The sequence below is a fragment of the Xanthomonas melonis genome, assembly GCF_020783655.1.
Classification (GTDB): Bacteria; Pseudomonadota; Gammaproteobacteria; order Xanthomonadales; family Xanthomonadaceae; genus Xanthomonas; species Xanthomonas melonis.
Window position 1 is genome coordinate 12,622 of record NZ_JAJGQH010000010.1, and the last position, 25,351, is coordinate 37,972.

Annotated in this window: 18 protein-coding genes; 15 read left to right on the top strand and 3 right to left on the bottom strand. The window is 64.1% G+C overall.

Annotated features, from left to right (window positions below):
• Positions 1-18 precede the first annotated feature (18 nt).
• From hsdR to LL964_RS11325, 10 genes are all read left to right on the top strand, one after another.
• Positions 19-2,400 (top strand): EcoAI/FtnUII family type I restriction enzme subunit R, encoded by a 2,382-nt coding sequence (gene hsdR / locus LL964_RS11280; RefSeq protein ID WP_104584429.1) that lies wholly within the window; start codon positions 19-21, stop codon positions 2,398-2,400.
• 87 nt (positions 2,401-2,487) lie between these two features.
• The gene (locus LL964_RS11285; RefSeq protein ID WP_228329438.1) at positions 2,488-3,099 is read left to right on the top strand and encodes a helix-turn-helix domain-containing protein; all 612 of its coding nucleotides are present in this window, start codon (positions 2,488-2,490) and stop codon (positions 3,097-3,099) included.
• Positions 3,100-3,134: 35 nt separating this feature from the next.
• Positions 3,135-3,821, top strand: a complete 687-nt coding sequence (locus LL964_RS11290) for a nucleotidyl transferase AbiEii/AbiGii toxin family protein (protein ID WP_228329439.1) — start codon at positions 3,135-3,137, stop codon at positions 3,819-3,821.
• Between the two features lie 4 nt (positions 3,822-3,825).
• Positions 3,826-5,295: a type I restriction-modification system subunit M gene (locus tag LL964_RS11295; protein WP_104584424.1), complete on the top strand. Its 1,470-nt coding sequence runs from the start codon at positions 3,826-3,828 to the stop codon at positions 5,293-5,295.
• Positions 5,292-7,544, top strand: a complete 2,253-nt coding sequence (locus LL964_RS11300; RefSeq protein ID WP_104584422.1) for a restriction endonuclease subunit S — start codon at positions 5,292-5,294, stop codon at positions 7,542-7,544. The genes LL964_RS11295 and LL964_RS11300 overlap by 4 nt, the downstream gene beginning before the upstream one ends.
• A 387-nt stretch (positions 7,545-7,931) precedes the next feature.
• Positions 7,932-8,240, top strand: coding sequence for an XAC0095 family protein (locus LL964_RS11305; protein ID WP_104584420.1), 309 nt, complete (start codon positions 7,932-7,934; stop codon positions 8,238-8,240).
• A gap of 287 nt (positions 8,241-8,527) precedes the next feature.
• Positions 8,528-10,171: a CHASE2 domain-containing protein gene (locus LL964_RS11310; protein WP_104584419.1), complete on the top strand. Its 1,644-nt coding sequence runs from the start codon at positions 8,528-8,530 to the stop codon at positions 10,169-10,171.
• Positions 10,172-10,175: 4 nt separating this feature from the next.
• Complete coding sequence (locus LL964_RS11315) at positions 10,176-10,550, top strand: hypothetical protein (RefSeq protein ID WP_104584417.1); 375 nt, start codon at positions 10,176-10,178, stop codon at positions 10,548-10,550.
• Positions 10,541-12,046 carry a M48 family metalloprotease gene (locus LL964_RS11320; protein ID WP_104584415.1) on the top strand — a complete coding sequence of 502 codons (1,506 nt, stop codon included), beginning with the start codon at positions 10,541-10,543 and terminating at the stop codon, positions 12,044-12,046. The genes LL964_RS11315 and LL964_RS11320 overlap by 10 nt, the downstream gene beginning before the upstream one ends.
• Positions 12,047-12,109: 63 nt before the next feature.
• Positions 12,110-13,312, top strand: a complete 1,203-nt coding sequence (locus tag LL964_RS11325) for a hypothetical protein (RefSeq protein ID WP_146092289.1) — start codon at positions 12,110-12,112, stop codon at positions 13,310-13,312.
• 117 nt (positions 13,313-13,429) lie between these two features.
• On the opposite strand, the gene LL964_RS11330 is transcribed toward LL964_RS11325, so the two are convergent.
• Positions 13,430-14,059 (bottom strand): TetR/AcrR family transcriptional regulator, encoded by a 630-nt coding sequence (locus LL964_RS11330; protein ID WP_104584412.1) that lies wholly within the window; start codon positions 14,057-14,059, stop codon positions 13,430-13,432.
• Positions 14,060-14,264: 205 nt separating this feature from the next.
• Here LL964_RS11330 and LL964_RS11335 point away from each other — a divergent pair, with 205 nt between their 5' ends.
• Both LL964_RS11335 and LL964_RS11340 read left to right on the top strand, forming a co-directional pair.
• Positions 14,265-15,044: a histidine phosphatase family protein gene (locus LL964_RS11335; RefSeq protein ID WP_104584411.1), complete on the top strand. Its 780-nt coding sequence runs from the start codon at positions 14,265-14,267 to the stop codon at positions 15,042-15,044.
• Positions 15,045-15,929 carry an NAD(P)H-hydrate dehydratase gene (locus tag LL964_RS11340; protein ID WP_104584409.1) on the top strand — a complete coding sequence of 295 codons (885 nt, stop codon included), beginning with the start codon at positions 15,045-15,047 and terminating at the stop codon, positions 15,927-15,929.
• Positions 15,930-16,191: 262 nt separating this feature from the next.
• Here the strand turns inward: LL964_RS11340 and LL964_RS11345 are convergent, their stop codons facing one another.
• Entirely contained in the window at positions 16,192-18,537 is a 2,346-nt protein-coding gene (locus LL964_RS11345) for a GH92 family glycosyl hydrolase (protein ID WP_104584408.1), read from the bottom strand.
• A gap of 544 nt (positions 18,538-19,081) precedes the next feature.
• On the opposite strand from LL964_RS11345, the gene LL964_RS11350 reads away from it, so the two are divergent.
• Entirely contained in the window at positions 19,082-20,776 is a 1,695-nt protein-coding gene (locus tag LL964_RS11350) for an FAD-dependent oxidoreductase (RefSeq protein WP_104584407.1), read from the top strand.
• 25 nt (positions 20,777-20,801) lie between these two features.
• Here LL964_RS11350 and LL964_RS11355 read toward each other — a convergent pair whose 3' ends face one another.
• Positions 20,802-21,548 carry an EAL domain-containing protein gene (locus tag LL964_RS11355; protein ID WP_104584405.1) on the bottom strand — a complete coding sequence of 249 codons (747 nt, stop codon included), beginning with the start codon at positions 21,546-21,548 and terminating at the stop codon, positions 20,802-20,804.
• A gap of 337 nt (positions 21,549-21,885) precedes the next feature.
• On the opposite strand from LL964_RS11355, the gene LL964_RS11360 reads away from it, so the two are divergent.
• Together LL964_RS11360 and LL964_RS11365 are read left to right on the top strand one after the other, a co-directional pair.
• Positions 21,886-22,524 (top strand): HD domain-containing protein, encoded by a 639-nt coding sequence (locus LL964_RS11360; protein ID WP_104584403.1) that lies wholly within the window; start codon positions 21,886-21,888, stop codon positions 22,522-22,524.
• Between the two features lie 96 nt (positions 22,525-22,620).
• Positions 22,621-25,164, top strand: a complete 2,544-nt coding sequence (locus LL964_RS11365; RefSeq protein ID WP_104585529.1) for an excinuclease ABC subunit UvrA — start codon at positions 22,621-22,623, stop codon at positions 25,162-25,164.
• Positions 25,165-25,351: the final 187 nt, after the last annotated feature.

Below are 25,351 nucleotides of genomic sequence, written 5' to 3' on the forward strand. Positions count from 1 at the left end.
GGAGACACAGGGGATTGAATGGACAAGTCGTCGTTAACCGAGCGCGATATCTGCACGAAGTTCATCATTCCGTCGATCGTCGCTGCGGGCTGGGATCTGGATCTCCAGGTGCGCGAAGAGGTCGCTTTTACCAAGGGGCGTGTCGTCGTTCGCGGCAAGCTGCACAGCAGAGGGTTGGCGCGTCGTGCCGACTTCGTGCTGTACTACCGCGCCAATCTTCCTTTGGCCGTGATCGAGGCAAAGGACAACAAACATACCGTTGGTTCCGGCATGCAACAGGCGCTGGGATATGCAGATGCGCTGGATGTTCCGTTTGTGTTCTCAAGCAACGGCGACGGATTTCTTTTCCACGATAGAACCGCAACCGGCGACAAGGTCGAATCCGAACTGACGTTGGATCAGTTTCCCTCGCCAGAGGAATTGTGGCGTCGCTACTGCCTCTGGAAGGGGCTTGGTGAGGACGCGCGACAGGTAGTCGAGTCCCCGTACTACGATGATGGCAGCACTCGCTCGCCGCGCTACTACCAGATCAATGCGATCAATCGAACGATCGAAGCTGTGGCCAATGGTCGAAACCGCATCCTGCTGGTGATGGCCACCGGAACCGGCAAAACCTATACCGCATTCCAGATCATCTGGCGGCTTTGGAAGTCGCGCCAGAAGAAGCGCATCCTGTTCCTGGCTGATCGCAACATCTTGGTCGATCAGACAAAAAACAACGATTTCAAGCCGTTCGGCACGGCGATGACCAAGATCACCAAGCGCCAGATCGATACGTCTTACGAAATCTACCTGTCCCTGTACCAGGCGGTGACCGGCGTAGAGGACGTCAAGAACATCTACAAGCAGTTCTCTCGAGAATTCTTTGACCTTGTCGTCATCGATGAATGCCATCGTGGCAGCGCGGCTGAGGATTCTGCGTGGCGGGAGATCCTGGAGTATTTCTCTGGTGCCACGCATATCGGCCTGACCGCAACGCCAAAGGAGACCAAGGAAGTCTCCAGCAGCACATACTTTGGAGAGCCCGTCTACAGCTACACGCTGAAGCAGGGCATCGATGACGGCTTTCTGGCACCGTACAAAGTGGTGCGCATCGACTTCGATGTCGATCTGCAGGGCTGGCGGCCACCTAAAGGGATGCGCGACAAGAACGGCGAGTTGATCGAAGATCGTATCTACAACCTGCGGGATATGGATCGCCAGCTTGTCGTCGAAGCGCGGACGTATCTGGTCGCGCAGAAAGTCACCGAATTCCTCACTGCCACCGGTCCATTCCAGAAGACCATTGTTTTCTGTGACGACATCGATCATGCCGAGCGTATGCGCCAGGCCTTGGTGAATCTCAATCCGCAGCGTGTTGCGGAAAATCGCAAGTACGTCATGCGCATCACCGGCGATGACAACGAGGGAAAAGCCGAACTCGACAATTTCATCAATCCGGAAATGCGCTACCCCGTCATCGCGACCACCAGCAAGCTGATGACGACCGGCGTTGACGCGCAAACCTGCAAGCTCATCGTGCTGGACCAGCACATCAGGTCGATGACCGAGTTCAAGCAGATCATCGGTCGCGGGACGCGTATCAATGAGGACTACGGCAAGTACTGGTTCACCATCATGGATTTCAAGAAGGCAACCGAACTGTTCGCTGATCCATCATTCGATGGAGACCCGGAGGTGATCTACAACCCCTCGCCCAATGACAGTCCGGTACCGCCTGAGCTCGGGGGCGGCGAGGGTGGCGACGGCGGTGTGGTCGGCGATCCTCCAGATGGCGGTGATGACGTCACCACCGGAGGTGAGGATGGGCCGAAGCGCATCAAATACGTCATCGACAAACTGCCGGTATCGGTCGTGGCCGAGCGCGTCCTGTATTACGGATCCGATGGCAAACTCATCACCGAGTCGCTGCGCGACTACACCCGCGAACGCGTCCTGCGCCAGTTCGCGTCGCTCGATGACTTCCTGCGGCGCTGGAGCGATGCGCAGCAGAAGAAGGCCATCATCGATGAGCTGGCCACGCAGGGCGTGTTATGGGAAGAGCTGGCCGGCGAGGTCGAGAAGAAACTCGGCCAGTCGCTCGATCCGTTCGACCTAATCTGTCACGTGGCCTTTGATCAACCGCCGCTGTCGCGCAGGGAGCGGGCGGAGGGTGTGCGCAAGCGTAATTACTTCGCCAGGTATCAGGGCAAGGCGCGGCAGGTACTCGAAGGCTTGTTGGACAAGTACGCCGACACCGGGGTGGAGCACATCGAGGACATCAGGATCCTGCAGCTTGACCCGTTTCGTACCCTTGGAGCACCGGTCGAACTTGTGGCGGCCTTTGGCGGCAAGACGAATTACCAGCGGGCCATCCTGGACCTGGAAAGCCAGCTATACAGCAGTGCGGACGTTGCCTGACCTGTTTTCCATAGTATTCTTGTCCTCTGTTTCAGGACGGGGGACGGGGCCTTTCCGTTACTCATGAAAAGTCAAGACATCCTGCTCTTGCTGAAGCTGGTCAGCCTTGAGCGCCAGCAATCGGTCCCTGTAGGCGGCGAGAAAGCAGCGCTCGGCATTCCCGATGACTGGCGCGGCTGGGCCATGTCGGCGGCTCAGGAGGATGGGGGGGCGAGCGGCTTGGCCGAAGATGCGTTCTCCGTGCGCGGCCTTGAGGAGTCCACCGGCATCAGCAAATCGGAAGTCAGCCAGGCGCTCCGGCGTTGCGCGGACGTGGGATTGGTCGTGGCCGAGCGCGGCAGTGGCATCCCGCGCGCCAACACGCGCGCGCTGCTGGGCTTTGTGATGAATGGGCTGAAGTATGTGTTCCCGGCGCGCCCGGGCCCGATCGCCCGCGGCATTCCCACGGCACACGCCGCGCCGGTGCTGGTCGATCGCCTGTTGTCCGCAGGCGAACACATCTACGTCTGGGAGGACGGCTACGGCAGCGAGCAGGGCCAGCGTGTGGAGCCGCTCTACAAGAGCGTGCCGCGTGCCGTACGTCGCGATGCGGAGCTGTACGCCATGCTGGCGCTGGTGGACGCGATCCGGCTGGGGCGTGAGCGTGAGTCGGCGCTTGCCGGCAGTGTGCTGACCCAATACCTGCGGGAGGTGCCGTGATGGGCACGCCTGGAAACTGGGATATCCAACAGCACATGCTGGCGCGCGTGGCCGAAGCGCTTGGGCCGGATCTGCTGCCGGAAGTCGCCTTCGTCGGCGGCTGCACCACCGGTCTGCTGATGACAGACGCGGTCAGCCGGGAAGCTGTTCGCTTTACCGAAGACGTCGACCTGATCGTGCACGTCATGGGCTTGGGCAGTTGGTACCGTCTGCAGCAGGTGCTGGCCGATAAGGGCTTTCGCACCTCGCCCAACGACGACGTCGTCTGCCGTACCCGCTTGCGCGATCAACATGCCAGCGAGCTGATCGTCGATTTCATGCCTGATGACGCTGCCGTCCTCGGATTCAGCAATCGCTGGTATGCCGATGCGCTGCGTGAGGCGTACGATCACGCACTGCCGACCGGTGTGAAGATCCGCGTGGTCGCTCCAGCCTACTTTCTGGGCACCAAGCTGGAGGCCTACCGGGGGCGCGGCAACCGTGATCCATTGGCCAGCCGGGATGTCGAGGACATCCTCAATGTCGTGGATGGCCGCGCCAGCCTGTGCGATGAGGTCGCGCAGGCGTCAACGGCATTGCAGTTGGATATCGCACAGGGGATCGCCGAACTCCTGCGCCACCGCGACTTCAACTATGCCGTTCAGGCCACTTCCAACAACAACCGCCAGCGCGAGGAGTTGATCTTCACGCGGCTGGACGCACTTGCATCCTTCAACAGGTAACACGATGTCGATCAGCAGTACCATCAAATCCATCCAGGACATCATGCGCAAGGACTCCGGCGTCGACGGAGACGCCCAGCGCATCGGCCAGCTGGTGTGGATGTTGTTCCTCAAGATCCTCGATGACCGTGAGCAGGAATGGGAGCTCATCCACGAGGACTACCGCTCGCCATTGCCGCAGCGGCTGCGTTGGCGCAACTGGGCGGCTAATCCGGAAGGCATGACCGGCGGGGATCTCAAAGACTTCATCGACCTTGAGCTGTTTCCTAATCTACGCGACCTGACACCACGCCACAGCAAGCCGCTGGGCTTTGTCGTGCGCGATGTGTTCCAGGACGCCTACAACTACATGAAGTCCGGGCAGCTGATCCGCCAGGTGCTCAACAAGATCCAGAGCGGTGTGGACTTCAACAAGGCGCAGGAGCGCCATGCCTTCGGCGACATGTACGAGCAGCTGCTGCGCGACCTGCAGAGCGCCGGCAACGCAGGCGAGTTCTACACGCCGCGCCCGGTGACCGAGTTCATGGTACGCATGGTCGACCCCAAGCTGCATGAAAAGCTCATGGACCCTGCCTGTGGCACCGGCGGCTTTCTCACCTGCGCCATCGAGCACAAGCGCCAGCGCTATGTGCAAACAGCAGAGGACGAGGCCATTCTGCAGAACAGCATCTTCGGCGTGGAGAAGAAGCCGCTGCCGCACCTGCTGGCCACCACCAACATGGTATTGCACGGCATCGAAGTGCCCAGCCAGATCAAGCATGACAACACCCTGGCGCGCCCCTTGATCAGCTGGGGGCCGGGCGAGCGGGTCGAGTGCATCGTCGCCAATCCACCGTTTGGTGGCATGGAAGAAGACGGCATCGAAAGCAACTTCCCCGCCGCCTTCCGCACCCGCGAAACCGCCGACCTGTTCCTGGTGCTGATCATGCACCTGCTCAAGGACGGTGGTCGCGCTGCGGTGGTGCTGCCCGATGGCTTCCTCTTCGGTGAAGGCATCAAGAGCCGCATCAAGGAAAAGCTGCTCACCGAATGCAACCTGCACACCGTCGTTCGCCTGCCCAACGGCGTGTTCAACCCCTACACCGGCATCAAGACCAACCTGCTGTTCTTCACCAAGGGCACGCGCACCAAGGACGTGTGGTTCTACGAGCACCAGTACCCGGCTGGTTACAAGAGCTACTCCAAGACCAAGCCCATGCGCGTCGAGGAGTTCGCCGTCGAGGAAGCCTGGTGGGGCAGCGAGGCCACTGGCTTTGCCGCACGGCAGGAAAACAAATTCGCCTGGAAGGTCAGCTTCGACGAGCTGCAAAGCCGCAACTGGAACCTCGACAGCAAGAACCCGCATGTGGGCGAGCAGATCAGCCACGACCCGGACGAGTTGCTGCGCAACTACGCCTCCCTGCAAGGCGAGATTGACGGGCTGCGTGACCAGCTCAAGGCGGTGCTGGCCGAAGCGCTGGAGCGCCGGGTATGACGGCGCTGCTTACCGGAAATCTGCCGCTGCTTGCGGGCGCGCCCAATGGCATCAAGAAACTGCGCGAGCTGATTCTGGAACTGGCGGTGCGCGGCAAGCTGGTGCCGCAAGATCCAAATGATGAGCCGGCCAGTGAGTTGCTCAAGCGGATTGCTGAGGAAAAGGCGCGGTTAGTGGCGGAAGGGAAGGTCAAAAAGCAGAAAGTCCTGGCTGAAATTGGCGAGGAGAAGACGCCGTTTGAGCTGCCGGTGGGGTGGGTGTGGTGTCGATTGAGCGAGCTTGCTGTCATTCGCGGAGGATGTACCCCTTCGATGTCAAAGTCAGAGTTCTGGGATGGGGGAATTCCTTGGGTTTCACCAAAGGATATGCACACAGGTGATGTGGCAGATAGTGAGTTGAAGGTTACTCAGTTGGCACTTGTGAGCAGTGGCTTGGAGCTGGTGCCTGTTGGCTCAATACTGCTGGTTGGTCGAAGTGGAATCTTGAAGCGTAAACTCCCAGTCCAGTTGACAACCGTACCTTGCACGATCAATCAGGATCTTAAGGCTATATCGCCTTACCAACCTTTACTGCCTAGGTATGTCCAATTGATGCTGATGGGCACTGAGCGACTGATTCTGGTTGAGGATGTGAAACAGGGCACAACGGTTCAGAGCATTGTCTATGACAGACTTTTTTCTCGGCTCTTTGGGTTCCCTCCTCTTCCCGAACAACACCGCATCGTCGCCAAAGTCGATGAGCTGATGGCCCTGTGCGATCGGCTGGACGCCCGGCAGGCCGATGCCGACAGCGCCCACGCCCAACTGGTGCAGGCGCTGCTAGACAGCCTGACCCAGGCCCGCGACGCCGAAGACTTTGCGCAAAGCTGGCAGCGCCTGGCCGAACACTTCCACACCCTGTTCAACACCGAATCCAGCATCGACGCCCTCAAGCAAACCCTGCTGCAACTGGCGGTGATGGGCAAATTGGTGCCGCAAGATCCTGATGATGAGCCAGCCATCGAGTTGCTGGGGCGGAACGGTATCGAAAGCGAACCTCATGAGCTGCATGGATGGGCTAAGACTCAACTAGGACAGCTAGGCAATATTTACGGGGGGTCAACACCTAATAAAGCGAACGGCAAATTTTGGGGTGGGAATATTCCTTGGGTCTCGCCTAAAGATATGAAGCGCCCCGTTATTCATGATTCCGAAGACCACGTATCGGCAAAGGCTTTGGAGGAGACCTCATTAAAAACCGTTCCTCAAAACAGTCTGCTTATGGTCGTGCGAGGCATGATTTTGGCGCATTCCTTCCCAGTCGCAATTACGGCTCGGGATGTAACTATCAACCAAGATATGAAGGCCCTGGTGCCACCAAAAGAGATCTGCACCTACTTGCTGATGTACTTGCAAGCAGTGAAATCGGTAATGGTTGGACTTGTCGATAGATCAAGTCACGGCACTTGTAAACTGATGTCGGAAAAGCTGTGGACTCATGCAGTTTCCCTACCGCCTCTCGCCGAACAACATCGTATCGTCGCCAGGGTCGATCAACTGATGGCGCTCTGCGACCAACTCAAAGCCCGTCTCGGTGAAGCCTGCCAAGTGCATGGGAACCTAGCTAATGCATTGATTGGCCAGGCTTTGAGTGGTGAGAAACAGTCGAGGGCTGAGCTTGTTGATTTCAGTGCTTACCTGATTTCAAAGCTCGCGTCACGACGCACCTTCGGGCGTGTTGCGCATATGAAGTTGCTGTTCTTGGCAGATTCCCATCTGGGCTTGGGCCTGATGGATGGATATCGCCGTCACGCTGCGGGTCCGCTCGATACGACGATTTACCGAGTGGAGCAGCGTGCCGCTCAAGAAGGGCTGTATTCGACCTCGATTGAGGTGCTCAAATCGGGGCAGGAAAAGGTCTCCTATCACATCGGGGCGAACATCAGTCACTCTGTCGAAACAGCGGCTTCCGCACTCGGTTCTGCTCAGAAGGAGTTGAATCGTCTTATCGCACTATTTGAGGGGCGTAAGACGGACGATTTGGAGGCTGTCGCAACGCTATACGCGGTCTGGAACGACGCGCTTGCCGGGGGGCTTCATCCCAATGACGAGTGGTTGATCAGCGAGTTTCGCGGCAACTGGCATGAGGCGAAGGAGCGCTTCACGCCGGACATCTTAGGTAAGTGGCTTGGTTGGATGCGCGACAAGGGACTTGTCCCGACGGGTAACAGTGCAGTGACGAAGTCACAGGCAGCTTTCTTGTTCAATTGAATCTGCAGTGTGCGGGGTACGGGCTGATCGCAACGAGTCGGTTGAGCTCCGACGGGGGAACCTCGTTGCCGCTGGCCAATGATGCGTTTTCCAGCTCACAGCGGCGTTCGTTATCCATGCTTGACGTAGAAATTTTTCGGTAGCAGTCTTGCTGCACGGAGCCTCGAAACTCCGCAGACAGCGGTACCCACCTCCGACAAACCGGTGGGTTTTTTGTGCCTGATGTTTTGCAGGCGCAACCGACGTGATGCCTGCGTCGGGAGGGCGGCTAATACAACACCCGCAAGGGGAATACGCCCGCCGGCTGTCTGCGGTTTCGAGCCTCCCGACTTCCCGTCCGTCGCCTTGCGGCGGGCGGGGGCGATTCCATGGAATGAGGAGCAGGCCATGTCGGACGTTGTACGCGATGTGCAGTCACATCCGGGTTACTACCTGCCAGAAGGCGCGCAATACCGTTTGCAGCAGCTTCGCGACCATATGCGCTTTCTGGCGCGTTTGGCGCAGCCGCGCACGCAGACCGAAGAGCAGGCGCGGCAGCCGGCCATCTGCATGGACGAGTTGGCGTTCTGCCTTGAACTGTTGTCGGAACAATTGACCGCACTGCTTGCGCAGTTGCAGTGGCCCGCCCATCTGCAGCAAGACCTGCGCGCAGAGGAGTGTGCTGGCGCTGAGGGGCCACGATGCGGCGGCCGGTGACTGCATGAGTCGGGAGCTGGAGAGCACGCGCATCACGGGATTGCGAGGTGTTCGTTGTTCTTTATCCAGCGTGGAACTGGGCGTGTCACGCGTGATGCCTCTGCATCCAACGCTGCCATCGTGCAAGTGGAAGGGGGCGGCATGCCATTGCCGATGAAGCGATATTCGGCGGCCGCTGTCACCCATCTGGCTTGGCAGCTCCGCCACTACGAAGACCTCGCTGCCAAGCACATCACACTCTGCACATCAGACGCTCAAGCCAGCCGCAGCGCTGCCGTTAGCGACCCATGAGCCGGCCGCCTGTTGCGCCGGCCTTGTGGCAGGAGCCAGGTTTGGGCGCACAGGACAATTCGACGGACCAGCCGGGCGCGGGGGCGCCGGTCAGCCTGCAACAGCAGGGCGATGGATTGGTCGGTCTCAGTGACATGATCGGGCGCCGTGCCTGGCTGCGGCGACCTGCTGCGTGGGCGTTGCGCTGGGTGGATGTGAGCCTGCGCATCTTCGTGGTGGTGTTCCTGTTGACGGTGGTCGTCGGCGTGCTCGATCCGTTTGGATTGAAGCGTGCCAGTGAAGTGCAGTCGCAACGGATCGCGGGACGGATGTTCGCACCGTTCTACGGGATGCCGCCGACATCCGACGGTTCGCCGCCGACGATTGCGCAGGACCATATCGCGGTGGTGTTGATCGACGACCACACTCTGCGGGCGCGCGAGTTGGCGTGGCCGCCGCGCTACAACTATTACGACGAGGTGCTGCGGCGGGTGTTGGCGCAGCGGCCGCGGGCGGTCTATGTCGACATCCTGATGGAGCGGCGGCGCGACTACGACGATAGCTATGCGGACGCGCGCGACGGCATCGCGGCCGAGATCGGCTGCGCGAAGGTGCCGGTGTTGTTCGGGGTATCGGCGCCGGGGCGGCGTTCCATCTTCTCCGGGGTGGGCTCTGCCGCATCCGGCTGCAGCACGGGCCCGGTTGCGACCGGGAGCGGCGTTACACCTGTTGCCCAGGACGTGGTGACCAGCTGGAGGGGCGTGGGCAGCGACTATCCGCTGTTGCTCGCAGCCGAGAACGTGCGCGACGAAGGCTGGATACCTCCGCTGTCCACCGGGCCGGGATTCGGGGCGGATTATCGTTCGGTGGCCCTGGCGTTGTATCAGCGGGCCTGCCGGACACGCTCGAGCGCGGGCTGCCGCGAGCGTGCGCAGGCACTGAGTTCAGAAGTGCTGGGCACGCCCATGGCGGTGCAGTGGGGCTCGACGTTGCCGCGCGTGCAGGCGCGGCCGCGTGGGCTGGGGTGTGTGCGCACCGCGCCGGCAGGATGGTGGAGCCGCCTGCGCAGCGCGCTGGGGCTGACACGCGATGGCCTTGCCAGCGGTGTCGATGCGCAGGCGGAAAACCGACGGCGCGAGCGCTGCGCATACACGCTGACCGTGTTCGAGGAACAACTGGATGACCCGGCGGTGGCTGCCGTGTTGAAGGACCGTGTGGTGCTGATCGGCACGCGCCTGAGCGGTCTTGGCGACCAGGTGCTGTCGCCCGTGCACCAGCAACTGCCAGGCGTCTACCTGCATGCCATGGCGCTGGACAATTTGATGAGCTGGGGCAGCCAGCGCATGTCGACCGACAGCTGGCGCGACCGCGTGGCGGAGCTGCTCGGCATCTTGCTGCTCTGCTTCGCTGCGGGTGCGGCCTTGCTGCTGACCAGACGCGTGCCGCTGCGCAGACTGCGCGCCATTACCGTGGTGGTGGCCTGCCTCGGTAGCAGTCTGTTGATCGTTCTGGTGTCCCAGCTCTATCTGCGGCAGCCGCCAGGCCACTGGATTTCTACGCTGGTGCTTGCCTTTGTCGCGATCAGGGCAGTGGGGTGGCGGGATGTTCGCGAACAAACCTTGGCCCAGCCTGCCGAGGCGCCGGAGAACACACATGGGTAATGCGATGAAGCGATTCTGGTCGATGCTGCTGCTGGCGGCGCTGCAGGTGCAGCCAGCCCTGGCGCAGGGACAGCAGCAGGCGTATGTGGCCGAGGTGTATGGGCAAGTGATGACCTATCAGGAAGTCGATGGCAGATTCCGCCGCGTAGGGCCGCTGCCGGCAGGCATCGAGCTGCGCCAGGCCCGGGTCAGCCGCGTGTCTCCCAAGGGCTATGTGCTGGTCGAAACCGCGGCTGGGCCGGTCTGGCTGGACAAGTTGAAGGTGAAGGTCGCTGGCGACCTCACGCTTTCCGATAATGTGCGTTGCACCAGCACGGTCAGCGAGGCCAGCGACGCGGTCACTGCCGGTGTGCGCGGCGTCGGCGAGGGATGTCGGTGACTTCGGTGCGCCGTCTGATCGCCATGGCGCTGGCGCTGCTGGTCGCCGGGCATGCCAGTGCTGGCGACACGCTGATCAAACAGAAACACATCGACGCGATCGGCCGCGGTCTGCAGATCTTCACCGGGGCCAACCAATCGCTGCGGCAGGGACAGGTCATGACGGCGCTGCAACGGCAGCGGTGGACCTATGGCACCGTGCAGCACGCCCAGCTCGATGCCGACCTGGATCAGGTATTGCAGGAGATTCGCACCGTGGCCGGGGCCTCGGCGCCGGCGGCCAGGATCCATGTCACACCGGCGCCACTGCTGGAGGCCTATGCAAACAAGGATGGCTCCATCTTCATCGCGGCCGGCATGCTGTCCAACCTGCCCAGCCGTGATGCGTTGGCGGCCCTGATTGCGCACGAATACGCGCATGTGATGATGCGCCATGCCGGGGCCAGTCTGCTCGAGCGGCTGAGCAATGTGGGCGGTGGGCTGACCTCGCTCTACCTGGATCAGGCCTATGTGGACGCGCAGCGCCGGGGCAATGCGGAGACCGGCTATGTGCGCGAAGCCGTGATGCGCGAGGCGTTGTTGAAATCGGTGCAGGCGGGAATCGTGCCGCGGCGGATGCGCCTGCAGGAAGAGGAGGCCGACCGCAAGGGTATCGACCTGATGATCGCTGCCGGCTACAACCCGCTGGGAATGATGGAATTGTTGACGCTGATGGAGCTGTGGGAACAACAGAACAAGCGCGTCAACGCGGAGGCGATTGCGAAGGCAGGACTGTCTGGCACGGTGGAGCGGTATCTCAAGGCGAGCGATCAGGCGCACTCGGCCGCACGCAAGGTGGGCGACCGCAACCTGATCGATGGCCTGATCACGACTGTCGTGCAGAGCGTGAACCGTTCCGTGGACCAGGCTAGCCGTGGTCACCGCGCGGCGGAGCAGCGGGCCGAGCAAGCGCGCGGACATATCGAAGCGCGCTATGGCGATGCCGAGCGCCCGGACATGCGTGCTCTGCCCTGGCACCAGCAGCCGCATGTCGCCGGCCTGTTTGCCGATCTGGAGCAGATCCAGGCACTGTTGGAAGACGATGCGGGCAGGCAGCCGCGGCGTCGCCATGCTGAACCCACTGCACTGGCGTCGCTGCTCGCACGGCCTGCGGGGCAGACGCCTCTGGGCCGCTATCTGCAGCTGCGGCTGAAGGAACATTCAACTGACGAGGGTGGGGCATTGCTGGAACGGCAGCGCGAGCTGGCGCGCGACGATTCGCTGTTCATTTCCCACCAGTTCGCGCTGGAAGCCATGGACCGCTACAACCAGCGCGAGCAAGCGCTCGAGCTGCTCGCGATCAGCCGCAAAAGCCTGGGCGACCCGCCGGAACTGCTGCCCTACGACATCCGCTTCCAACGGCGCATGGGCAAGGACGACCTTGCAAAGCTCGCCCTGGCGCGCTGTGCGGGAACCGGCGATCCGCGCCTGCGGCGTGCCTGCGAGGAAGCGCGGTGATGCGCGGTGAGGTGGTGATGGTGCGCTTGCCTGCGACGCAGGGAGTAATAGCGAGACACGCTAATGCAACGAGCTGAACGCGCAATAGACCCACTCTACCCGTTGGCTACGGCACGGGACACCGACGCGCCGCAAGCTGCGCCGCTGTGGCGTATGCTGCGGCAGACCTTTGGGGTCGATCTGAAGTGGTGGGTGCCTTGCTGGGGCGGTGGCATGGTGTTGACGCACTTCTTGCGTATCGGGTATGTGCCTTCGCTGTCGCTTGGCGATCTGGGTGTGGTGCTGAGTGCGGTCGCGTTATTCGGAGGGTTGGCCCTGCTGGGCTTCCTGGCCCTGCTGGTGGTACCCGCCTGGATGATTGGGTTGATGGTGGATCAGCATCTGCTTCCGGTACCGCTGCGTGCCAAGCAGAACGTTACACCCAGAAGTGCACTGCGGTCGTATTATCGGCACGCGCAGCTGAAGCCAGGGAAGCGACGGAAACGGGTTTTGGACAGACTCCCCGTCTTTGCCTGCGCAGCGGTGCTGGCCGCGTGTTACTACGCTGTCATGCTGCTGTGCGCACATGGCGGACATGGACGCGTGGCGACTTACGGCATCGTCGCCGGTTTCTGTATAGGTGCATCCGGTCTGACGATCCTCGCGGTAGCCTGGGATTTAGACAGAGTGCGCCGCTTGTGGCCGCTGTTGCGCAAACGCCGCGGTACGCTGGCATTGATGTTGCTGCTATATCTGGCGTTCTGGCCATTGGCAGGATTCGCTGTGGGCTATTTGGCTCCGCCAACTGCAGGAGCGGACTGGATGTATCTGATCCTTTCCGCCGTCATGGTGATCATGATGCATTGGGCAATCTATGCCACACATCGGGCTGGCTTTTCCCAGCGGCTTCGAGTCGTGGGGCCTGCCATGCTAGTCGCATTGCTCTACAGCGGCGGACTGTTGGGCATGGTCGATGTCAGCGTTCGCAAGCTGGGCATCGGTATGCTGGATGGCGTGCAGTTGCAGTTGACCGAACAGGGTTGCCAGATCGTCAAGGCGAGTTGGCCGGAGGCAGCTTGCCGGCGAGCGCAGCCGTCATCGCCTGTCTTCGTGCTGCCGGCGGTGGATATCGTCACCCGCCTAGGATCGGATTTCTATGTGACGCAGCCGGGCGGACTTGCCGACGAAAGTAAGCCTCGCCTGCTGATCCCAGCAAGCCAGATCCTGAGCTGGAGCAGGGTGGGTAAGTCCAGGAAGGTCGCCGCCACGGCAGCGCCGACGCGATGACCCGAGGCGTGTTGGATGCAGTGGTCCTCGGCATGCCAAGAGAGGCTGCCAGCACTGGCGCAGGAATTTCGCCACGCGCAGATGTCGTCCCTCAACAGGGTGACATCAGGCCGCCGGTCACACCGGCGCAGACTTCAAAATCCCCGACAAACTCTCGCGCAGGATCAACTGCAGATGCATGCGGTTGAGTTCCATGCCGCTGGTCATCACGCTGTGCAGGCCGCCGCACATGGCGGCGACGGCGAAGACGCGGGCCTGGAATTCGTGTTCGCTGCTGGCGGGGTCGGCATGGCCGCGCAGTAGCCGCTTTAGCAGAGCGCTGAGGTGTTCGATCAGCGATGCGCTCTGCCGGCGCATGAAGGCGGCCAGCACCGGGTCGCGCAGGGTGGCCAGGTGCAGTTCCAGGTCGATGCGGGTGCGCTTGATGTTGATTTCCTGCAGCAGCCAGTCTTCGAGCAGTCCGGCGATGAAGTCCACCACGTGCACGTCGGCCGGGCGTTGCACCAGCCACATCTGGCGGATGGCGCGCATGTAGTTGCGTTCCAGCAAGGCGCGCACCAGCGCGTCTTTATCTTCGAAACGCTGCAGCAGGCTGCCGCAGGAGAGGCGGGTGCGTTCGGCGATCAGTTCGAAGCTGGTGGCCGAGAGGCCGATCTCGTCGATGCAGCGTTCAGCGGCGTCCAGTATGTCGTCTACCAGGAGTTCTTCGCGCTGTTTTGCGGTGCGCAGCTGAAGGACGTTGGACATGAGCGAGCGGTCTGGAGGGGGCTTTCAGTATACCGAGCCGGGGTGATGCGTCGGTTGGATCTGCGCTGGTCTGTGCGGCGTGTCATGTCCGTTGCTGCACGGTTATGTGTGGACTCATGCATGACACCGGTGGCGCTACCGCAGGCGTAGTCGACCAGCTGTTCACGGGGGCTGTGCGACACGTGGTGCCGACGTCATGCAGGAGATGGGTGTGAGTGAGAACAGTGCGGTAGCCGGTGTGTCGGCACAGTGGCCGGCGCGGTTATGGGTGGTGCGGCACGGGCAGAGTTCGGGCAATGTGGCGCGCGATGCGGCCGAGTCAAACGGCGCGTCGCTGATCGACCTGGAACACCGCGATGCGGATGTGCCGTTGTCGGCGCTGGGCGAGCGCCAGGCCGAGGCGCTGGGTGCATGGATGGCCGGTTTGCCCGAGTCGGAGCGGCCGACCTTGATCCTGAGTTCCCCCTATGTGCGTGCGCGGCAGACGGCCGCTGCGGTGGCGCATGCGCTGGGGCAGCCGGTCGACACGGTCAGCGTGGACGAGCGGCTGCGCGAGAAGGAGTTCGGCGTGCTCGACCGTTACACCACCGCCGGCATCCTGGCGACCTTTCCGGAACTGGCCGAGCAGCGCAAGCTGGTGGGCAAGTTCTATTTTCGTCCGCCCGGTGGTGAGAGCTGGTGCGATGTGATCTTCCGCCTGCGCAGCATCGTGGGCGACCTGCAGCGCAATCATGTGGGCGCACGCGTGTTGGTGGTGGGGCATCAGGTGATCGTCAACTGCTTCCGCTATCTGATCGAGCGGATGGACGAAGCCACCATCCTGGGCATCGACCGCGAAGGCGATGTGCCCAATTGCGGCGTCACCGAATACGCGGCTGCGGCCGACGGGCAATCGCTGGAGTTGCTGCGTACCAAGTTCGTGCCGCCGGAACTGGCCGACGAGCCGGTGACCACCGAATCCGATCGCCCGGCCGGGGCACGCTGAATGCGTGCCACGCGGATGCGCACCTTGACGGCCGCGGCGTTGCGCACGATGCCGTTGCCATCGCCGGGTGGCGACAAGGAGCAGCGTGGGCGGGTGCTGATCGTGGGGGGCTCCACGCGTATCCCCGGCGCTGCGCTGTTGGCGGGCGAGGCGGCCTTGCGTGCGGGTGCCGGCAAGCTGCAGATCGCTACCGCGGCAGGCGTGGCGCCAGGGATGGCGTTGGCAGTGCCGGAAGCGATGGTGTTGGGGTTGGGGCAGAACGCGCAGGGCGAGATCGTGCGCGGGCACCGCGCACTGGATGCGGCCATGGCCGCATGCGATGCGGCGGTGATCGGCCCGGGCATGACATCCACCGCCACCACGGCGGCTCTGGTCCAGCGCGCGATTGCGCAGGCGGTATGCACGCTGGTGCTCGATGCGGGTGCATTGTCCAGGCGCTTGCGTGCACCGGCCGGGCGGCCGTTCGTGCTGACGCCGCACGCGGGAGAGATGGCTGCGCTCGCCGATGACGACAAGGCGGCGGTGGAAGCGGCACCTGCCGAGTACGCGCTGGCCTTTGCCAGGAAGATGCGCAGCGTGGTGATCGTCAAGGGCGCGGACAGTTTCATCGCCGGGCCGGACGGCGCGCTGTGGGTGCATCGCGGCGGCGTGCCGGGGTTGGGGACCTCCGGGTCGGGCGATACCCTGGCAGGCGTGATTGCGGGGTTTGCCGCACGCGGAAGCGATGCATTGACCGCAGCGTTGTGGGGCGTGTTCGTGCATGCGGCAGCCGGCAAGCGGCTGGCCGCGCGGATCGGCACCGTGGGTTTTCTGGCACGGGAGATCCTGCCGGAAGTTCCGGGGATCGTGGATCGGTTATCGCGCGGGTCGGCAACGGATAGATAGCTCCTCTCTCATCGGGACAGGGGGGAAGGGACGATTGCTTAACCGTTTTACAAACGGTCGATGCGCTTACTCGCATCGCTGGCGACGCATGCTCTGCGTACGCCCGTACCCTCATCCGGCGCTGCGCGCCACCTTCTCCCGATGGGAGAAGGAATCTGGAGCGCGCAACGCGTCGCCGCAGGCACCCCCTGCAGCTTGCCTCCAGTGGTGGGGCCATATGCCTGCGGGTTGCGCATGGGCATCCATTACTGACGGTGCAGCCTTACTGCACCGACATCGAATACGGCCGCTGCGCCGGATCGGTGGCCCACTGCCGGTTCGGTGTGGCCTGCATGCGGAAGCGCAGTTCGCCGCCGGCCTGGATCTCTTCGTGCGTGAGGTAGGCGCGGGTCAATGGTTTGCCATTGAGCGTGGCGCTGCCGATATAGCTGCGTGCATCGCTCAAGCCATCGGCTATCACCGCAAAGCGCTTGCCATTGGGCAGGTTGAGCGTGGTGCGCGGCAGGAACGGGCGGCCGATGATGTATTGGTTGCTGCCCGGCGCCACCGGGTAGAAGCCCAGCGTGGTGAACACGTGCCAGGCCGACATCTGGCCCAGATCGTCGTTGCCGGCCAGCCCTTCCGGGCCAGCGTGATATTGCGTGTCCATGATCTGCTTCAGGCGGGCCTGCGTGCGCCACGGTTGGCCGGCATACGCGTAGAGATAGGCCACGTGATGGCTGGGCTCGTTGCCATGCGCGTACCAGCCGATCAGGCCGGTGATGTCTTCCATGTGTTCGAACACCTTTGGGTCGACCTTGGCATCGAATACGGCGTCCAGGCGGGCAAGCAGCCTGTCTTCGCCGCCATGCGCGGCCGCCAGGCCGGCCACGTCCTGCGGCACGTACCATGAGTACTGCCACGCATTGCCTTCGGTGTAGTCGCTGCCGTAGCCGCTGGCGGAGGGATCGAACGGCTCGCGGAAGTCGCCGGCGCGGGTGCGTGCGCGCATGTAGCCAGTGGCCGGGTCGAAGGCGTGCTTCCAGTTGCCGGCGCGCTTGCTGAAGTCGGCGGCGATCTGGTGCTTGCCGAGCTTGTCGGCCATGCGCGCGATGGTCCAGTCGTCGAACGCATATTCCAGCGTCTTCGAGGCGGCTTCGCCTTCTTCGTCGATCGGCACATAGCCCAGCTCGCGGTATTGCGCGATGCCGTCATAGGGGCCGTAGTTGGCGCTGGCCACCATCGCCTGCAAGGCCTCGTCGGCGTCGAAACCGCCGATGCCCTTCATGTAGGCATCGGCGATCACCGGCACCGCGTGGTAGCCGATCATGCACCAGGTTTCCAGGCCATGGAATGCCCACACCGGCAGGATGCCGTAGGCGCTGTCGCGGCGTGCGGCCAGCAGCGAATTGACCATGTCGCTGCTGCGTTGCGGTGGCTGTACCAGCGTGAGCAACGGGTGCAGGGCGCGGTAGGTGTCCCAGAGCGAGAAGGTGGAATAGTTGGTCCAGCCATCGGCACGATGCACAGCATTGTCCGGGCCGCGGTAGCCGCCATCACTGTCCATGAACAGCGTAGGGCCGAGCAGGCTGTGATACAGCGCGGTGTAGAGCTGGGTACGTTGCCGTGGCGTGCCTTGCGCGTCGATCGCCGACAGTGCCTTCGTCCATTGCGTACGCGCATCGGCGCGCACGCGGTCGAAGTCGAAGCCGGGCACTTCGGCCTGCAGGTTGGCGATGGCGGCCGCTTCACTGACCGGCGACAGCGCCACGGTGACCACCAGTGGCGTGCCGTCGTTGGCGACATCGAACACACCGACCAGTTGCCTGCCTTCGATCTGCGCGCGCTGCGCGGGGTTCTTGTCACCCGGCGGCGGGAAGCCCTTGTACGGGATGTCCTGTTCGGTGTCGTGCAGTTGCGTGGCGGTGAGCGGGCGCGAGAAGCGCATCGCGAAGTACAGCTGCCGGCCCGGTGCCCACCCGCGCGTTTCACGAAAGCCGGTCACGGTGCCATCGGCGCGCACGCGCAGCCGCGACCACTGCACCTTGCCGGGGTAGTCGTACAGGCTGGTGCGCAGGTCCACCAGTACATGCGCCGGCACGCCCTTGGGAAAGCGGTAGCGATGCACGCCCACGCGCGCGCTGGCAGTGAGTTCGGCGCGGATAGCGCGGTCTTTCAAGGTCACCGCGTAATAGCCGGGCTGCGCCTGTTCGCTGGCGTGGTCGAACTGCGCGGTGTAGCCGCTGCCGGGCTTGCTGGCATCGCCGCGTTCCAGCTTGACCTGCCCGGTTTGCGGCATCAGCAGGATGTCGCCCAGATCCGAGTGTCCGGAGCCGGAAAAATGCGTATGCGAAAAGCCCACGATGGTGGTGTCGCTGTGTCGGTATCCTGCCGCCCAGCCGTAGGCCTCCTTGCGCGGCTTGATCTGCGTGTCCGGACTCAACTGCACCATGCCGAACGGCACCGTGGCGCCGGGGTAGGTATGGCCTTCGCCACCTGTGCCGATGAACGGGTCCACTGCGTCGAAGGCGGACGCGGCCGCGCGCGGGGCGGCGGGACACGCGAAGGACGCGACGGCGGCAAACATGGCCAGCCAGCGCAGGCGGGAAACGATCGATCGATGCGGCATGCGAAGCGGCTCCGGGCGGATGCAGCGCCGGACCGTAGCACAGCGGCGACAGCGGACCATGCGTGCGCCTGCGCATCGCGTGCTGGCTGTGGTCGGGGTCGCCAGGCTGACGGGCCCCACGGCGAACCGCTGTATTGGGTGGGTGTGGCTGGCTGCGCGTTGCAAAGCATTGCGGCAGCGACGAACTCGTCCGTCATCCGCGGCCGGTACAAGCGTGGGTTTGCACTGCTGCAATGTGGAGACGTCGATCGATGTCCGGCGACCGCAGTTTCGGCAGGCTGCTGAAATCCCAACGCGCAGCCATGCAGCCACGCACCGGGCGCAGTTGGGCCTTGCCGAGTCGTTGTCTGCCGACGTCATCGATCAATCGCCCGTTCCGATGCAGCCAACGCTACTGCAACAGCTCGCCTGGAGCACAGTTCGGTTGCGTGCGCTTGTAAGACATGGTGCTCACACCACCGTCGGCATTGCCCGTTCGGGTGATTGCCATCGCCATCACCCCTGTCCATGCTTGCATGCAGTCCCCCACCTGCGTTGCCGATCCATGCCCCTGGACGATACCCGCCACCATCAGATGTTTCCCGAGCTCGATGCGGGCCAGCTGGCACTTGCGCGGCGCTTCGCCAGCGGCCCGGCGCAGCGGTTCGCGCCAGGCGATACCGTGTTCGAGGTCGGCGATGCGCAGGCGCCGGTCTGGGTGGTGCTGGAAGGCGATATCGAGGTGGTACGCCGCGACGGCCTGGGCAACGAAAAGCCGATCACCCGGCACACGCCCGGCCAGTTCACCGGCGAGGTGAGCCAGCTGGCCGGGCGCGCGTCGCTGGCCGCCGGGCGCGCCGGGCCGGATGGTTGCCTGGCGCTGCCGTTCGATACCGCACATGTGCGTGCGCTGATGATCAGCTCCGCCGAAGTCGGCGAGGTGGTGATGCGTGCGCTGATCCTGCGCCGGGTGGGCCTGATCGAGGGCGATGCCTCCGGCTCGGTGTTGATCGGTGCGCCGGGCGACCGGCATCTGACGCGGCTGCAGGGCTTTCTCACCCGCAACGGTTATCCGAACACGGTGGTGGACATCTCCAACGACGATGGCCGCGCACTGGTCGAGCGCCTGGGTATCCAGGCGCACGATCTGCCGGTGATGGTCTGCCCCAGCGGCCGCGTGCTGCGCCAGCCCAGCGATGCCGAAGCCGCGCATTGCCTGGGCATGACGCCGGAGATCGATCCGGACCGGCGCTACGACGTGGCGATCGTCGGTGCCGGCCCCGCAGGCCTGGCCACCGCGGTGTACGCCGCTTCCGAAGGCCTGTCGGTCCTGGTGATGGACCAGCGCGCCATCGGCGGGCAGGCGGGCGCCTCGGCGCGCATCGAAAACTATCTGGGCTTTCCTACCGGCATTTCCGGCCAGGCGCTGGCCGGTCGTGCCTACAACCAGGCGCTGAAGTTCGGTGCGGAACTGGCGATCCCGATCGAGGCGGCCACCCTGGAATGCGGGCGCGACGACGGTGCCCTGCACCTGGATCTGGCCGATGGCAAGCAGGTGCTGGCCAGCACCGTGGTGATCGCTTCGGGCGCACGCTACCGTCGCCCGGAGATCGACGGGCTGGACCGCTTCGAAGGCCATGGCGTTTCGTATTGGGCATCGCCGGTGGAAGCGCGGCTATGCGAGGGCGGCGTGGTGGCGCTGGTGGGTGGCGGCAATTCTGCCGGCCAGGCGGTGGCCTTCCTGGCGCCGCGGGTCGCGCAACTGCATCTGATCATTCGCGGCAATGGGTTGGAAGCATCGATGTCGCAATACCTGATCGAGCGCATCGCTGCGCTGCCGAACGTGCAGCTGCATACCGGTACCGACGTGTCCGCACTGGAAGGCGATGCCGAACGCGGCCTGCAGGCGGCGGTGTTGCGCACGCGCGGCGATGGCGCGACCACGCGCGTGGAGCTACGGCACCTGTTCCTGTTCGTCGGTGCCGACCCCAATACCGGCTGGCTGCAGGACTGCGTGGAGACCGACCAACGCGGTTTCGTCGTCACCGGCGCCGCGCGCGGCGATGGCGTGCCGGCCTGCCTGCCGCTGGAAACCAATCGCCCCGGCGTGTTCGCCATCGGCGATGTGCGCGCCGGTTCGGTCAAGCGCGTGGCCGCTGCGGTGGGCGAGGGTGCGGCGGTGGTCGCGCAGATTCATCAGTATCTTGCGCACCAGGCCAATCCGGTGCCGGTGTCCGAGCTTGCCAGTGCTGGGGAATAGGGAATAGGGAAAGCCGCTCGCGCGCTCACTCCGGCCAATGCACCTGCGGCAGTGCGCCGATCTGCGGGCGGGCGAACAGATAGCCTTGCTGCAGCTGGATGCCCAGGTCGCGCAGTGCGCGGTATTCGCCGGGGCGTTCGATGCCTTCGGCGATGACGGCGATGTGCAGTTCCTCGCACATGCGGGTGACGTGGCGCACGATGGCCTGGCGGCTGCGGTCGGTGTCGATGCCGCGCACCAGCGCGATGTCCAGCTTGAGCAGGTCGGGCTGGAATTCGGCCAGCAGGCCGAGGCCGGCGTAGCCGGCGCCGAAATCGTCGATGGCGGTCTTCATGCCGCGGGCGCGATAGGTGCGCAGGATGTCGAGCAGGTGTGCGGGGTCGGCCAGATATTCCTGTTCGCTGACCTCGAAGATGATGCCCGCCAGCGGCCAGCCGTATTGCGCGGTGGCAGACAGCGTGGCGCGCAGGCAGTGCTCGGGGTTGTAGACCGCATTGGGCATGAAGTTGATCGACAGCAGCGCGGGCAGGGCGATCTGCGCGGCGCATTCGATGGCCTTGATGCGGCAGGCCTGGTCGAAGGCATAGCGGTTGCGTGCGTCCACCGCCGCCAGGATGCTGCCGGCAGACTCGCCATTGACGCCGCGCACCAGCGCTTCGCCGGCGTAGATGCTGCGCGCGGCGACATCGACGATGGGCTGGAACGCCATGGTGATGGCAGTCGGGAATTCCTGGCCATCGCGGCAGGCGTTGCAAACAGGAATCTGGGTCATGGCGTGGGTCACCGTGCGGCGTGGATCGAGCCTAGTCCTATCGGCTGCAATGGCGTGTCATTGAGATGGCCGGCCCGATTGCGGCGTTGCCGACGGGTTTTGCAAGGCCAATGCCCTCAAGTGGCACAGTGATCCGGGTTATCTGGCCGGCCGATACACGGCGAATGCGTGTGGTGTTGCGCCGACATGGCGGATGGCTGCGCCCGCTGCAACGGTCTTCCGGCGTGCGGCGAGGAGCCTGCCGTGCTGCCCAGCTCGCCTTGCCCATCGCACCGTCCTCACCCCGCCTATGGTCGGGCTCGACGATACTGGGAGCATCGCCCGCATCGGATGCCCCATGACCGCTCTCACCGAACGCTACGCCCAGGCCGTGGACTACGCCCGCATCGCCCATGCCGGGCAGCTGCGCAAGGGCACGCAGATCCCTTATCTGAGCCATCTGCTGGGTGTGTCCACCCTGGTGCTGGAATGTGGTGGTGACGAGGAGCAGGCCATCGCGGGGCTGCTGCACGATGTGGTGGAGGATTGCGGCGGCGGGCATGAGGCGTCGATCCGCGCGCAGTTCGGTGACAGCGTGGCCGACATCGTGATGGCCTGCACCGATGCCACCGCCGAGGACAAGGCCGAGGTGGACGACAGCGAGCGTGCACGCGAGCGCGACTGGCGCGAGCGCAAGCTGGCATACCTGGAGCACCTGCGCAGAACGCCGGAGCGCGCCTTGCTGGTGTCTGGCTGCGACAAGCTCTATAACGCACGCACCATCGTGCAGGATCTGGAAAACCCCGCGGTGGGCCAGGACATCTTCGCTGTCTTCACGGCCGGTCGCGATGGCACGCTGTGGTACTACGCCGCACTGGAAGAGATCTTTCGCACCCGCAATGCCGCCACTGCGCGCTTGTTCAGCGCGGTGGTGGCACGGATGCAGGCATTGGCCGAAGCCGGGCAACGGCCTGTACCGACGCACGCCCCGGCCTGAGTCCGCGTGCGCAGGCGTTGACCGACCGCAAGCGCTGACGCTGGCTGCATGCCGGGCGCGCTAGGCTGGGGCCTTGTCGATTCCGGTTCCATGTTCATGTCCAACGCAACGTCCGCTCCCTCCGGCCAGGTGCACCTGCGCGGTGCGCGCGAGCACAACCTCAAGAATGTGGACGTGGATATTCCGCGCGATGCGCTGGTGGTGTTCACCGGGGTGTCCGGCTCGGGCAAATCGTCGCTGGCGTTCGGTACCATCTTTGCGGAAGCGCAGCGGCGTTATCTGGATTCGATCTCGCCCTATGCGCGGCGCCTGATCGACCAGGTGGGCGTACCGGAAGTGGATGCCATCGACGGCCTGCCGCCGGCGGTGGCCTTGCAGCAGGCGCGCGGTGCGCCAAGCGCGCGTTCGTCGGTGGGCAGCGTCACCACCATCTCCAATTCCTTGCGCATGCTGTATTCGCGGGCGGGGACGTACCCGCCGGGGCAGGAGATCATCTATGCCGATGGATTCTCGCCGAACACGCCAGCCGGCGCCTGCCCCACCTGTCACGGGTTGGGGCGCATCTACGACGCGACCGAGGCGACCATGGTGCTGGATCGCGGCCTGAGCATCCGCGAGCGCGCGGTGGCGGCCTGGCCCGGCGCCTGGCATGGCCAGAACCAGCGCGACATCCTCACCACGCTGGGCATCGACGTGGATCTGCCGTGGCACAAATTTCCCAAGAAAACCCGCGACTGGATTCTGTTCACCGACGAGCAACCGGTGGTGCCGGTGTATGCCGGCTACAGCCTGGACGAGGTCAAGCGCGCGCTCAAGCGCAAGGAAGAGCCCAGCTACATGGGTACCTTCACCAGCGCGCGGCGCTATGTGCTGCACACCTTCGCCACCACGCAGAGCGCGCAGATGAAAAAGCGCGTGGCGCAGTATCTGGTCAGCACGCAATGCCCGCATTGTGGGGGCAAGCGGCTGCGACGCGAAGCGCTGTCGGTGACCTTTGCCGGGCTGGATATCGGTGAGCTGTCGCGGCGCCCGCTGGACGAGGTGGCCGAGTTGCTGCGCCCGGCAGCGGATGCCGACCTGCGTACGCACGGGAAAAAGAACAATGCGGCCGAGCATCCGGAGCAGCGTATCGCCGCGCAACGCATCGCCGCCGACCTGCGTGCGCGTATCCAGGTGGTGCAGGCGCTGGGGTTGGGATATCTCAGCCTGGAGCGCAGCACGCCCACCTTGTCGCCGGGCGAGCTGCAGCGCTTGCGGCTGGCCACGCAGATCCGCTCGCAGTTGTTCGGCGTGGTGTACGTGATGGACGAACCATCGGCCGGCCTGCATCCGGCCGATGCGCAGGCGCTGCTGGGCGCATTGGATCAACTCAAGGCCGCAGGCAATTCGGTCTTCGTGGTGGAGCACGAAGTGGATGTGATCCGTCACGCCGACTGGATCGTGGATGTGGGCCCGGCCGCCGGTGCGCATGGCGGGCAGGTGCTGTACAGCGGCCCGCCGGCGGGACTGGAGGCAGTGGAAACCTCGTCCACGCGGCGCTACCTGTTCGGCGCACCGCCGCAGGTGCGCAGCCGCGCGCGCCAGGCGAGCGGCTGGCTGCAGTTGCGCGGCATCACCCGCAACAACGTGCGTGGGCTGGATGTGGATCTGCCGCTGGGTGTGTTCACCACGGTCACCGGGGTATCCGGCTCGGGCAAGTCGTCGTTGATCAGCCAGGCACTGGTGGAGCTGCTGGCGGCGCATCTGGGACAGGCCCAGGCAGAAGACGACGAGACGCTCGATCCGCTCGAGCGGGGCACCGAGGTGCCGGTGGGCGGCGCGATCGTCGCTGGGCTGGAGCAGGTGCGCCGGCTGGTGCGCGTGGACCAGAAGCCGATCGGGCGGACACCGCGCTCGAATCTGGCCACCTACACGGGCCTGTTCGATCCGGTTCGCAAGTTGTTTGCCGCCACGCCGGCCGCGCGCCGCCGCCGCTACGACCCGGGGCAGTTTTCCTTCAATGTGGCCAAGGGCCGCTGCGCCACCTGCGAGGGTGAAGGCTCGGTATCGGTGGAACTGCTGTTCATGCCCAGCGTGTATGCACCGTGCCCCACATGCCATGGCGCGCGCTATAACGCCAAGACCCTGGAGATCGAATTGCGCGGGCATTCGATCGCGCAGGTGTTGGAGATGACGGTGGAGCAGGCGGCCAGCTTCTTCGCCGACGACGCCAGCGTGCTGCGTCCGCTGCAGGTATTGCGTAAGGTGGGCCTGGGCTATCTGCGTCTTGGTCAGCCGGCCACCGAACTGTCCGGTGGCGAAGCGCAGCGCATCAAGCTGGCCACCGAACTGCAACGCGCCCAGCGGCGCGACACCGTCTACGTGCTCGACGAACCCACCACCGGCCTGCACCCGGCCGACGTGGATACCTTGATGGCGCAGCTGCAGGGGCTGGTGGACGCAGGCAATACGGTGATCGTGGTCGAACACGATATGCGCGTTGCCGCCAGCAGCGACTGGGTGCTGGACATGGGCCCGGGCGCGGGCGATGCAGGCGGCGAAGTCGTGGTGGCCGGAGCGCCGGAGCGCGTAGCGCGCCACCGTGGCAGCCGCACGGCACCGTTTCTGGCGCAAGCGATGCGCGAGGGAATGCCGCGCTGAGAGTGCGCCGCCGGTAATGGCGGCAGCTGTCCGGTGTACGAGGCCGCTGCGTCGAGCAGATGGCGCGATGCGTTGCCGCACGCGCCTGGCATGCAGCGCAGCGGCTGTCGTTACCAATCTTGACTTCGAGGCACTCGCACCGATTGCGGCGCCGATCAGGCTTGCCATCTGCAGGCCCCGGCGCTGG

Excerpts from the sequence above, each read along its gene's own strand:
- LL964_RS11350 (WP_104584407.1), top strand. The coding sequence starts at position 19,082 with ATGCCCCTGGACGATACCCGCCACCATCAGATGTTTCCCGAGCTCGAT.
- LL964_RS11310 (WP_104584419.1), top strand. The coding sequence starts at position 8,528 with ATGAGCCGGCCGCCTGTTGCGCCGGCCTTGTGGCAGGAGCCAGGTTTG.
- LL964_RS11360 (WP_104584403.1), top strand. The coding sequence starts at position 21,886 with ATGACCGCTCTCACCGAACGCTACGCCCAGGCCGTGGACTACGCCCGC.
- LL964_RS11345 (WP_104584408.1), bottom strand. The coding sequence starts at position 18,537 with ATGCCGCATCGATCGATCGTTTCCCGCCTGCGCTGGCTGGCCATGTTT.
- LL964_RS11335 (WP_104584411.1), top strand. The coding sequence starts at position 14,265 with ATGGGTGTGAGTGAGAACAGTGCGGTAGCCGGTGTGTCGGCACAGTGG.
- LL964_RS11300 (WP_104584422.1), top strand. The coding sequence starts at position 5,292 with ATGACGGCGCTGCTTACCGGAAATCTGCCGCTGCTTGCGGGCGCGCCC.
- LL964_RS11295 (WP_104584424.1), top strand. The coding sequence starts at position 3,826 with ATGTCGATCAGCAGTACCATCAAATCCATCCAGGACATCATGCGCAAG.
- LL964_RS11355 (WP_104584405.1), bottom strand. The coding sequence starts at position 21,548 with ATGACCCAGATTCCTGTTTGCAACGCCTGCCGCGATGGCCAGGAATTC.
- LL964_RS11340 (WP_104584409.1), top strand. The coding sequence starts at position 15,045 with ATGCGTGCCACGCGGATGCGCACCTTGACGGCCGCGGCGTTGCGCACG.
- LL964_RS11315 (WP_104584417.1), top strand. The coding sequence starts at position 10,176 with ATGAAGCGATTCTGGTCGATGCTGCTGCTGGCGGCGCTGCAGGTGCAG.
- LL964_RS11365 (WP_104585529.1), top strand. The coding sequence starts at position 22,621 with ATGTCCAACGCAACGTCCGCTCCCTCCGGCCAGGTGCACCTGCGCGGT.
- hsdR (WP_104584429.1), top strand. The coding sequence starts at position 19 with ATGGACAAGTCGTCGTTAACCGAGCGCGATATCTGCACGAAGTTCATC.
- LL964_RS11290 (WP_228329439.1), top strand. The coding sequence starts at position 3,135 with ATGCTGGCGCGCGTGGCCGAAGCGCTTGGGCCGGATCTGCTGCCGGAA.
- LL964_RS11305 (WP_104584420.1), top strand. The coding sequence starts at position 7,932 with ATGTCGGACGTTGTACGCGATGTGCAGTCACATCCGGGTTACTACCTG.
- LL964_RS11320 (WP_104584415.1), top strand. The coding sequence starts at position 10,541 with ATGTCGGTGACTTCGGTGCGCCGTCTGATCGCCATGGCGCTGGCGCTG.
- LL964_RS11330 (WP_104584412.1), bottom strand. The coding sequence starts at position 14,059 with ATGTCCAACGTCCTTCAGCTGCGCACCGCAAAACAGCGCGAAGAACTC.
- LL964_RS11325 (WP_146092289.1), top strand. The coding sequence starts at position 12,110 with ATGCAACGAGCTGAACGCGCAATAGACCCACTCTACCCGTTGGCTACG.